Annotated in this window: 10 protein-coding genes and 1 pseudogene; 4 read left to right on the top strand and 7 right to left on the bottom strand. The window is 70.8% G+C overall.

Annotated features, from left to right (window positions below; translation table 11 throughout):
* Positions 1-1,049 precede the first annotated feature (1,049 nt).
* Together ACZ7IB_RS47460 and ACZ7IB_RS47455 are read left to right on the top strand one after the other, a co-directional pair.
* Positions 1,050-1,733, top strand: a complete 684-nt coding sequence (locus ACZ7IB_RS47460) for a ParA family protein (RefSeq protein WP_470921464.1) — start codon at positions 1,050-1,052, stop codon at positions 1,731-1,733.
* Complete coding sequence (locus ACZ7IB_RS47455) at positions 1,730-2,584, top strand: hypothetical protein (protein ID WP_470921462.1); 855 nt, start codon at positions 1,730-1,732, stop codon at positions 2,582-2,584. The genes ACZ7IB_RS47460 and ACZ7IB_RS47455 overlap by 4 nt, the downstream gene beginning before the upstream one ends.
* Before the next feature lie 69 nt (positions 2,585-2,653).
* Here the strand turns inward: ACZ7IB_RS47455 and ACZ7IB_RS47450 are convergent, their stop codons facing one another.
* The 7 genes from ACZ7IB_RS47450 to ACZ7IB_RS47420 all read right to left on the bottom strand — a co-directional run bounded on the left by ACZ7IB_RS47450 (position 2,654) and on the right by ACZ7IB_RS47420 (position 8,107).
* Positions 2,654-4,606 carry a DUF2637 domain-containing protein gene (locus ACZ7IB_RS47450; protein ID WP_470921461.1) on the bottom strand — a complete coding sequence of 651 codons (1,953 nt, stop codon included), beginning with the start codon at positions 4,604-4,606 and terminating at the stop codon, positions 2,654-2,656.
* 217 nt (positions 4,607-4,823) lie between these two features.
* The gene (locus tag ACZ7IB_RS47445; RefSeq protein ID WP_470921459.1) at positions 4,824-4,976 is read right to left on the bottom strand and encodes a hypothetical protein; all 153 of its coding nucleotides are present in this window, start codon (positions 4,974-4,976) and stop codon (positions 4,824-4,826) included.
* A gap of 142 nt (positions 4,977-5,118) precedes the next feature.
* A complete protein-coding gene (locus ACZ7IB_RS47440) occupies positions 5,119-5,331 on the bottom strand; it encodes a hypothetical protein (protein ID WP_470921457.1) in 213 nt (70 codons plus the stop codon).
* A gap of 202 nt (positions 5,332-5,533) precedes the next feature.
* Positions 5,534-6,622: a hypothetical protein gene (locus ACZ7IB_RS47435; RefSeq protein WP_470921455.1), complete on the bottom strand. Its 1,089-nt coding sequence runs from the start codon at positions 6,620-6,622 to the stop codon at positions 5,534-5,536.
* A complete protein-coding gene (locus ACZ7IB_RS47430) occupies positions 6,619-7,071 on the bottom strand; it encodes a hypothetical protein (protein ID WP_470921453.1) in 453 nt (150 codons plus the stop codon). Before ACZ7IB_RS47430 ends, ACZ7IB_RS47435 begins: the two co-directional genes overlap by 4 nt.
* Positions 7,068-7,799, bottom strand: a complete 732-nt coding sequence (locus ACZ7IB_RS47425; protein ID WP_470921451.1) for a hypothetical protein — start codon at positions 7,797-7,799, stop codon at positions 7,068-7,070. Before ACZ7IB_RS47425 ends, ACZ7IB_RS47430 begins: the two co-directional genes overlap by 4 nt.
* Entirely contained in the window at positions 7,796-8,107 is a 312-nt protein-coding gene (locus tag ACZ7IB_RS47420) for a hypothetical protein (protein ID WP_470921450.1), read from the bottom strand. The genes ACZ7IB_RS47425 and ACZ7IB_RS47420 overlap by 4 nt, the downstream gene beginning before the upstream one ends.
* A 270-nt stretch (positions 8,108-8,377) precedes the next feature.
* Here ACZ7IB_RS47420 and ACZ7IB_RS47415 point away from each other — a divergent pair, with 270 nt between their 5' ends.
* Complete coding sequence (locus tag ACZ7IB_RS47415; protein WP_470921448.1) at positions 8,378-9,133, top strand: GntR family transcriptional regulator; 756 nt, start codon at positions 8,378-8,380, stop codon at positions 9,131-9,133.
* Positions 9,134-9,421: 288 nt separating this feature from the next.
* Positions 9,422-10,069: pseudogene (locus ACZ7IB_RS47410) on the top strand (hypothetical protein); the annotation flags it as partial.

Genomic DNA, 10,069 nt, shown 5'->3' with positions numbered 1-10,069 from the left:
CCTCACACTCCGTCACCGCCCCGCGGAGCGGGTACCTACGCGCTGCGCGCGTAGCAGGGCAAGCCGCCCCGCTTCGCGGGGCGGTGACGGAGTGTGAGGGTCGGCGCGTTGCGCCTCCCGCCCCGGGCTGCGCCCGGGGCGCCTGCTTCCACTGCGTTCCAGCAGGCTAGGGGTCGGGGCTCCGCTGCGCTCCACCCCTTCCACACCCCTTGCTGCGCAAGGGGTGTGGGGCCGTTTCACGGCCTGATAGTCCGTCCGCTGCGCTCCCGGACCGGTCCGGCTCCGCCGGACGGCTGGTTAGGTGGAGGGTTGGCCGGGGCTTGCCCCGGTGACGGAGAGTGCTTCGTTTTGGAGGGTGGCTGGACTCTGGACTGAGCCTGCATCACCTCTGATGCAGCATGTACCTTTGGCGGATCCGCCCCATGTCCCCTGGACGCCCGCCTGAGCGCCTGAGACTGAACCCTGGCCGAGGAGTACCAAGACAACCCCGGGAGCGCCTGAAGGGCAACCCTGTGGCTTCTCAGGGGTGGTGAAGGTGCATCACCCCCGTGCCTGTGTAGGATCCCGGACTTTTCCCCACCACCCCGGGGAGATCGAGGGCACTCACCCCGCGCTCGCCCCTTCCGGTGCCCTCTCCGCGCTCCCTGCGCACCCTCGAAGACCACGCCCCGGAGACACCCAACACGCCACTGAACTGGGATGATGCCCACTCCGGACGCTCCAGGGCACTGCCCGGCCCTCCCCCGGACCAGAGGCCGGCCCCACCACCCGAACCCCGCACAAGCACTGAACAACCATCACCTGACACACAATCAGACACTGACCCGAAATCCATCGGTCGCCACAAAACACCACCACCGAATTCACCACCCATCAAAAAATGACCCACCGTCTAAATTCTGGAACCCCGCAAAACCACCACCCGAAAACACGGAAGCGGCCCCGGAATTACCATTCCGAAACCGCACCAGAAAAAGACTTTGTACCAGGACCTGTATCACCTGTGAGTGGTCCCGGCCGTCTGGTCGCACGCCCGTAGGGTGGCGCACATGCTGATTGCCAGCCTGAAGCCCAGAACGATGGGCGGCACAACGAACACGGGACTCCTGGCCTATGCCCTGGCGCGCGCCGGTCATCCCGTCACCTGCTACGACGCCGACGAGTCCTTGCAACTGGCGGCGTGGGCCCGGGACGTCGACGACTTCCCGGGCCTGGTGCACGAGGCGGACACCCCCGCCTTCGCGGAGACCGTCTATCCGGGCATGGACCACGACCGCATCAATGTGGTCGACGCCGGGCACGCGGAGAACCACCCGGACATCGTCGACAGCATCCTGGAGGTCGCGGACCTCGCGATCGTGACGGTCTCCCCCACGAGCACGGACTACGACCGGCTGACCCGGCCGGAACGGGGCACCCCGCTCGCCAAGGTGATCAGGCGGTCCGGTGCGCTGCGGGAGAGCGGGAAACCGCCCGCCACGGTCGTGCTGCTGAACCGCTGCCAGGCCGGAGCCACGAGCCCGAAGAAGTACGCCGAGCTGCTGACGGACGGCGGCGCGGACGGCACCGAGCCGCGCTGGAGCGTCCTGTCCACCCGCATCCCCCGGCGGGAGGGCATCGCGTCGGCGGTGGGCTTCCCCTGCGACAAGCCGGAGCGCAAAGCGCCCTACGACGCTCTGGTCACCGAGCTGACGCGGTTGGGCCACCTCCCCGGACCGAGGCAGGGCGCATGACCGCCGTCGGCCGGCGGGACCGCGCCCGCGCCATCGTCCCGGACCTGATCCCCGAACCAACCGACCTCGACCGCACCGGACCACTGGACGCACGGGAACAGCGGGACCTGGAGCGGATCCACGCCGCCCGGGACAACCACCTCACCGCCCAGTGGATGCGGGGCAAGGCGCTGGAGGCCGCTTTCCGACGCTGTCTCTACCGGGGCGAGGACGGGCAGCGCACCCGCCAGCAGTACCTAGACCACGAGTGGGACGGTCTCAGCGAGTCGAGCGCCTACCGCGAGATCGGCGAGTGGCGGCTGGCCAAGGAGATCTCCGACGCCTGCGAGCGGCCGGCCCCCGACTCCCACATCCGCGCCCTGCTCGACGCCGCAGGTGTCCAGGGCGCCGGGACAGTCGCCCAGTGGTACGCCGAGCTGCGCCGCCACGGCGAGACCGCCGGGCGCCGGGTGACCGCCCCGGTGGTGTCCAACCTCTCCCGCTACCTGACGGCAGGCGACCAGCCACCCGAGCTGGAGGCGCTTTTCACGCCTCGGCAGATCCGGTCCGCCAAGCCCGCCAAGGGCGGGCGGGACGGGTGCGGCACCGGCGAACCGATCACGGGCGTCGTCATTCCCGGCCAGGAGAAATTCCCAAATTTGGGAATGAGCGGCGATGACGGCGCCGCCCCGGCTGGGGACGAACCGTGGTCCCTGAGCGCGGAGCACGTCGCCCGGCTCAGCGCATGGCTCACCGCCGAGGCGCAGGAGGCCGGGGTCACCCCGGAGCATGCGGCGGACCTCCTGGTGCAGACTCTCACCGCCGATGGGCGGCCACTGCGGGAGTGGATCGCGGCCCGCACCACGGCGTAGATCCTGGGGTAGAACAGACGGGAGGCCCGGGGCGATTGGTGCGCCCCGGGCCTCCCGTCCGTCGAACGGTCAGACGGTGATCTCCGTCTGACCGGGGATCAATACCGCGGCGTCCCCGCCAGCCGCAGACGCGGCGGTCAACTCGGGGTCGAAGCCCGGGTAGCCCCGGTCGATGAGCTCCTGGGCGGCCTTCTTGTAGCCACTGGCGGTGGAGGCGGACGCCCCGCCGAGTGTGGCAGCGATGGTGGCGCCGTCCGCGTGCGGGTTGGTCAGCAGCAGCCGTGCGACGACGCGAGTCTTGATCTGCACGGTGGACAGGTCGGCCAGCGCCTCGGCGTGCGCCGCCCGCGCCCGCTTTTCAGCGGCCAGCTCCGCCATTTCGGCGGCCCGCAGCTCGATTTCGGCGGCCAGCTCCGTGTCTTCGGCGGCCGTGCGGCGGTGCTTGGCCTTCTCCGCCCGCGCCTTCTCCGCCCGCGCCTTCCCTTCCTCCTCCTCGGCCTTGCCGCGCCCCTCCGCAGCCCGCGCCTTCGCCAGCCGGGCGGCCTCTTCAACGGCCTTCCGCTCGCTTTCAACGATCGCGGCCTCAGCTGCAACCGTCCGGCTCTTCGCTTCGACGATCCGCGCGGTCTCTTCAGCGGCCTCCTCCAGCTCGGCCAGGCGCTGCTCCTCCGTCGCCGCCCGCCGCACCGCCGCGAGTGCCGTCTGCGCGGTCAGTTCGGCGGTCGCGCTCGTCCCTGCGGCCTCGGCCTCAGCGGCCCGGGTCGCGCCGGTGGTCCGGGCCCGCAGCACCGCCAGCTCGCCCGCCAGCCGGGTCTCTTCCGCCTCGGTCTCCAGCACCGCCAGGCGCTCCGCGTGCTGATCCTCCCGCGCCTGCCGCTGCCGCTCCCGCTCGTCCTCCCGCGCCTGCCGCTCCTGCTGGCGCTCCTGCTCCTGGCGCTCCCGCTCCTTGCGGTCCTCGCGGTCCTGCTCGGCCCGCTCCTGGTCCTCCTTGCGCTGCCGCTCCCTCTCCTGCATCAGGGCCGGGAGGGCGCGCGCCTCTTCCACGCTGACGCCGTAGGGGGCCAGGAGCCCCGGCATCCGGTCCAGAACGCCCACCCGGTCCTCGGCCAGGCCCGCCTCGATCTCCTCGCGGTGCTTCAGCCAGATCTGGTAGACGGCCAGGTCACGGACGTGGGTCCGGGCCTCGGAGTAGGTGGACGGCCACGTCTTGGCGTGCTTGAAGGTCTTCCACGTGGTCGGCGGGCGCAGCGCCCAGTCGGCCAGGGTCAGCCGGTCCTCGGTGTGGGCGCCGGCCTCCAGCTGGGCGGTCCGCACGATCGCCCAGCGCGCCGCCTCAGTCAGCAGGACATACGCGATCGGCATGCCCGCGTGGGCGAGCACACGCGCCGGGTGCTCCCCCAGAGCGTCCGTCAGCCCCGGCGAGCCCGGCGCAGATCCGGCGGCGGCCGCCATGTTGAGGACGATCGTCACGGCGGTGATGCCGTGCGCCGCGACCCGCAGCCACGGCCGCGGCATCCGCTTCCACGCCAACACCAGGTCCACCGTGTAGAGGGCGATGATCAGCCCATCGACACCGATCGGAAACGCGTAGCTCTGCCAGCCCGCGCCGAAACCCCAGCCGACAGCCGCACTCCTCAGCGCCCCGTACGACAGAGCGAAACCGATCGTCGCAGCGGCCAGACCCGAGACGACCGCGACGACCGCGAGCGGGATCATCAGCCCGCGATGCCGCCCCGCCGGCCGCTCCCCCGCCTCCCCCGCAGCATCGTCCGCTGCAACGTCAGCGCTGTCCGCCGAAGCCGCCGGGGCGTCCACCGAAACGGCAACGACCCCCGTCGCAACGTCCGGGCCCGCCGCCGAAACGGCCCCCTTGTCCATCGTGATCGTCATCAGCTCCTGCATCCGGGCAGTCTCCCCCGCCGCCAGAGCGGCCGGAGCACCGGCCCACGCGTCCGGAGCGGGAGCCGGTCGGGTCGGAACGGTCATCAGCGGGTCGTCGTCGAGCGCGGGCGGGTAGGTCACGAGTGCCTCCATGCGTAGGGCTGGGGATGGGGAAGTGCCCCGGGCCGGATTCGATCCGGCGTCGTCACGGCCTCCGCAGGACGCGGATCCGGGGCGGGTGGGCGCTACTTAGGCGGGCAGACCAGGCAGACGGGCGACTCGGTCCATGCCTGGCACCGGTCGCACTGGTACAGGTGGCGCAGAACGCTGAGCAGGCGCACCGCCCGCTGGACCGCGCTCATGACCGGCCGCCGTTCTTCGGGTCCTTCGGCGTGCCGGGAACGGGCTTCGGCGGCGTGGGGAAGTGGCCGCCGCGGCTGGGCTGGTACGTCGTCGCGTACTTCGGGTCCGACTTCTCGGCAGTGATCGGCATCGTCTTGCGAAGTGCCATGATGTGGCTCCGTCTCGTGTCTCGGGATGGAGCGGGGCGACCGGTGTCTTGGCGGATGACGGTCGTCCCGCATTTTTTGTGGGGCCGTGTGTCTGACCGGCTCCCCTCACCGCCCGGCACGGCCGGGCGGATCGGGCAGCCGTCAGGCGTGCTTCGGGGTCCAGGTGCCGGCGTCAAGGTCGGTGAACTCGTCGAGGCACTCGTCGGCGGCCTGGCGCATCGTCTCGGCAAGGCGGTGCTGTCCGGTGGCTGCGGCGTCGCGCTGGGCGCCGCGGCTCGCCTTGATGTCGGCCTTGATCTCCGCGCGGGTCTGCTCGGTGGGCTGGCTGCGGAAGAAGTGGCGGCTAGATGACATGTGGGTCTCCTCGGGTGTGGTGGTCCGGGCTGTCCGGCTCCCCTCACCGCCCGTCTCACTCGGGCGGATCGGGCAGTCGTCAGGCGGTCTGAACCCCTTCCGGGATCCGGCGGTTTCGGTGTCAGGGAGGGGCGTTAGAAGGCCCGTCAGGGGGTGTTAGGGCGGGTGATAGAACCGCAGGTCACAGCGGTGATAGGGCGGTCTATCGGGCTTCCTGGACCTTCTCCTGGGAGAGGTCCGGGGAAGGGGTCTGATCGGGGTCCAGTCGGCCCCCGGGGATGAGCCGCAGAGCGGCCGGTACGGGCACCTCGACAGGGGCCTCGGCGGGGGTCTGGTCGGGGGTGCTGGCGGGGGTCTCCCCGACCGGCTGAGCGGGGCTGCTGGCAGCTCCCCCGGCGGGGGTCTCGGAACGGGCCCGGACCAGTGCCAGAGGGGCCATCCCCAGAGCCTCGGTGGCCGCGTCCACGCGCAGCCCGACGCGGGTGACGGGCTTGCCCCCGATCCGCATGCCCAACTTGTCGGCGGTGGGGAGCCCGCAGGACTCCACCCACGCCCGGAACACGGCCTGCTCGGTGTCCTCGGGGACCAGTCCGGCCTCGGTCGCGGAGTCGAGGACGACGTCGAGATGCAGCCCGGCGCGCCCTGCTGACTCCGCGTCGGCCAGGGCCCGCAGCACGTGCCACAGCAACGCCGTACCACGGTCCGCGGCCGTGTCGGCCGCGTCGGCCCCGTCCTCCTGGTCCTCGTGCTCCTGGTCCTCGTCGGCGTCGTCGACGGTGGGCTCCGGGGGAGGGGCGAGCATCCAGGCCGCGACCATCCACCCGACTCCCCCGACCGAGATGATCACCGGGCGCCACGGGGCCAGCAGCCCCATGTACGGGGCGACGAGAGCGCCCACGGTCCCGGCCGCCCCGGCCGCGAGCATCCCGGCCAGGGCCAGCATCCCGACCGATTCGAGGGCGGGGCGGCGCACCGGCTTCACCGGAGGCGCCGTCACCTCGCCCTGGTCCTGGTCCTGGCCGTCGTCGCCGGACGCAACGTCGGCGTCGGCGTCGGCGTCGGTCTTCTTGGCCTTGGCCTTGTCGGCCTTGTGCTTGGCCGCTTTGTCTGCCTTGGCTTGGGCGGCGGCGGTGGCCTCGGTGTCGGTGCTGGCCTGGTCCCACGCCCACGTGAGCACGTGTCCGGCGCACCCGCAGAGCTTGCCCGCGAGAACCATCGATCCGGAGATCAGGGCGGTAATCGTGGCGCCGCCGCCCCGGGTGATCCCGCGTACCTCCTCGACGGTGCTCACATCGCCCCCACAACGGACGCGAGCCTGATCACGAGGTTGTGGCCGATCGCCCAGATCCCCCCGGCCTGCCCGTAGATGACCCCGGCGGAGATCCCAAGGAGGGAAGGCCAGACCATCCGCTTCCACTTGAAAAGGAAAATCCAGGCCGTGGTGCCGAGGGCGACGCCCCCGAGGCCGATGTTGCCGCCCACCGTGCCCTGGATGAGCGAGGTGGGGACCTCGGCAACGCCGGTCGTAACGCTCGCCCACAGGTCGCCCGCAGCCCCGGCAAAGGTGCCAAGCGCAATACCGAGCCCGCCGGCCTTGTCACGGTCCAGGCTGACCCGGTCGCTGCCGCGCAGCCCCGCGAGCATCGCCAGACCGGTGGTGAAAGTCAGGCCGGACATCCCGACCGATCCGAGGATCGGCCCGGCAGCGATGACAACAGTGGTGGTGGTCTCAGGGTTCACAGCAGCACTCCAGGGGCGTAGAGGAGAGACGAGATCGTGACGGTGGCGAGGGGGATACGGGCGGCCCAGCGGACCGGCGGCGTGGTCTGGGCGGCATTGCGGTCCAGACCCCACCAGCAGGCGGCGCCCAGCGGGGCGACGGCCAGGAGCGGGGCCAGGAGCGTGCCCCACGGCTCGATCGCGGACATCGCGTCGCGGACGACAGGGGCGGTCCCCTGCCCCCACAGCGCGGCACCGATCGCGGCGGCTGGGCGGGCGGCCAGCCCGTAGATCCCGGGCAGGCGGTGAAGCTGCACCAGAGCGGCGCCCCTCCATCCGGCCACCGCGGCACCGATCGTGATGGCGGTGGCGGACAGCTCCGGGACCGAGATGGACATGCGGGCCATGTAGTGGGCCCCGGCCATCGGGTCACCGGTCAGCGACCAGATCGCGAGGTGGCCGGTCCCGGCGGCGGTGGCGTTGAAGACTGCCCACCGCAGACGCGGATCGGGCACACGCGCCGCCCAACCGGAGGCGCTCTCAGCGCCGTCCACCTCGGCCGCCTTCTGCGCCGTGCGCCTCCTCTTCCGCTTCCGGGCCTCGGACGTGTCGGACGGGGCGTCAGCCGCCGCCTCCTCCACCTCGACGTCCGGCACGGAGAGGACGACGATTCCCTCGGGCTCAACGGCCGCCGGCTGCGCCACCGGAGCCGACTTCTTCTTGGACCTGAGCTTGGTGAGGGTGTTCACCGCGTCCACCCCCACCGGGTGATCGCCGCGATCATCAGGCCCCGCACCTGCAGCTCGTCACTCCCCAGCTCGGCCAGCACCGAGCTGGCCGACGCGAACCCATCCGGCAGCGACTGCCGCGACGGGAGCGACGGCAGCAGCTGCTCCGGCGCCTCCCACCCAGGACCCACCGGCAACACCGTGCGGGTCAGCACCGTGCGCTGCTCCGGCTCCGGGCCCCGCGCGTTGTCCTCCCGCTCCTGCCGCTCCACCTCGTCCAACAGCCCAGCCCATAACACGCGGGCCACCCGCTCAGCCACAATCGACACGTCGGTTCCTTCTCTCCACTGCCAAATGGATGGGTCCGACAGCCAGTCCGACGCTCCAACGTCGGGCCGTGTCGCGCGCACTCCAATGCGCCCGGCACAGGCGGCCCCCGGCTCCAACCGGGGGCCGCACCAGCTGACGTGACATGACGTTAGAGATCCACCCCACAACTGTCAAGATGGTTTGGAAGTAACTTGACGCATCCGACTCCGGGGGAGTACTCCTTGACACCGATAGCCTGTAATGACGCATCAGATCGGGAGGAGCGACACATGAACGCCAGTGCCATCGTGGCGGACCTAAGGAAGGGAATCGCGGCGGGCGAGCACGCCTACGGCGCCCGTCTTCCCAGCGTGCGAGACCTGGCCGACCAGTACGGAGTGAGCCAGCAGACGGCCTCCGCTGCGTACGCCGTCCTGTCCGCCCTGGGTCTGACCCGCACCGCCGCCGGCAGCGGAACAACTGTCGCCGCTGGTCCGTCCGCTGATGCCCACCTGGGCACGTACGCCCCGCCGGACCTCACGGCCGCCGAGGCGTGGCGGCCCAACGGCTCCGGGGGCGAGGCCACGGAAGAGACCTACCTGGTCCGCCAACTGACCGCGTCGGCCGCCCTGGCTGACTGGGGGTTCGCCGAGGGGGCGGACGTGGTGGAGCGCCACCGCGTCCGCCGAGTCGGCGGTATCCCGGTGCAGCACAAGGTCACCGTGCTGACGTACGCCGTGGCCTCGGCACGGGCGGAGGGGTACGACGGTGTCCCGCCGATGCTTGCCCCGGTCGGCGCGCCTCCGATCCGGCCGCCGCACGGTACCCGTGTGGCTGACTGGCTCGGGTGGAACGTGGACCGCACCGAAGCCCGGATCACAGCTGAGCCCATGGACCCTGCGGCATCCGAGGCCCTCGGAATGCAGGAAGGGAGCCCCGGATTTCGGGTTGTGAATATCACCCGAACCCCGGAGGGAGAAACGCTGTACGTGACCGTGACAACCGCCCCGCTGCATCACCGAATCACGCTCGACATCATCGGCTGAAAGTCCGGTGAGAGCGTGCAGAGAAACCCTTATCGGGAAATTCTCGAAAAGTGCTAACCGCAAATGATTTCCCTCTCCACCTCAGACAGCTTTCGGTCTGCACGGCGGGGAGGGGAATTGGGCCAAAGCACGGAACAGAAACTATCCGCCTGCCAGATAAGAAATCGACAGGCGGTTCATGGCATAAAACACAACGGGCCCCGCCAACATGGCGGGGCCCGCAGGTCCCCCCGGGCCACGAACCCGGGCGGAGAAGCACTCTCACCAGCTATGAGGAGGTGCGCTCCCTTGAGCGTACGACGCAAGACCACCCCAGCACCACATGGCCAGGGCCCGGCACCGCGTGTGGTGCGGTCGGAGGGTCTGGACTGGGTGAAGTTCGATCGCGGCCTGTCGCGTGACGGGTCGGTGCCGACGACATGGAAGGCGCTGTACGCGGCGCTGGCGTCGTTCGCGGACCAGGACAGCCGGGAGACGCCGGACGGCCTGGAGGACGACGAAGACGTACCGACGCGGCCGCGGCTGGCGGAGTGCATCGGGAAGTCGGTGGACACAGTGGACCGGGCGACGGCCGGCCTGGAAGGCCTGGGGCTGCTGGAGGTCGAGCGGCGCAAGGACCCGAGCAACCCGAAGCGGAACATCCCATCCTTGTACCGGCTGCTGGACCACGAAATCTGGGACGAGCGAGCGGCAGAGCGAGCGGCAAAGCGGAAGGCCGACCGGCAGGCCAAGGCTGAAGCCCGCGCCGCGAAGAAGGCAGCGGAAGCCGCCACCGAGGGTGGCCGCACCCATGCGGCTACCCCTGGCCGCACTGATGCGGCCACCCTGGCCGCACCCATGCGGCCAGGGTGGCCGCATGGGTGCGGCGGTTCCTCTTCTTCTCTAGAAGATCTCTCTCTCCAGAACGCGCGGGGCGCGTGTGACGAGAGCGAAAAA

This window comes from Streptomyces sp. NPDC037301 (assembly GCF_055602785.1).
The sequence above is the reverse complement of the archived record's forward strand: the minus strand, read 5'-3'. Positions and strand labels throughout refer to the sequence as shown.

What these genes read in the sequence shown, in the direction of transcription:
- ACZ7IB_RS47440 (WP_470921457.1), bottom strand. Translation starts at nt 5,331, where the DNA reads ATGTCATCTAGCCGCCACTTCTTCCGCAGCCAGCCCACCGAGCAGACC.
- ACZ7IB_RS47460 (WP_470921464.1), top strand. Translation starts at nt 1,050, where the DNA reads ATGCTGATTGCCAGCCTGAAGCCCAGAACGATGGGCGGCACAACGAAC.
- ACZ7IB_RS47445 (WP_470921459.1), bottom strand. Translation starts at nt 4,976, where the DNA reads ATGGCACTTCGCAAGACGATGCCGATCACTGCCGAGAAGTCGGACCCG.
- ACZ7IB_RS47415 (WP_470921448.1), top strand. Translation starts at nt 8,378, where the DNA reads ATGAACGCCAGTGCCATCGTGGCGGACCTAAGGAAGGGAATCGCGGCG.
- ACZ7IB_RS47455 (WP_470921462.1), top strand. Translation starts at nt 1,730, where the DNA reads ATGACCGCCGTCGGCCGGCGGGACCGCGCCCGCGCCATCGTCCCGGAC.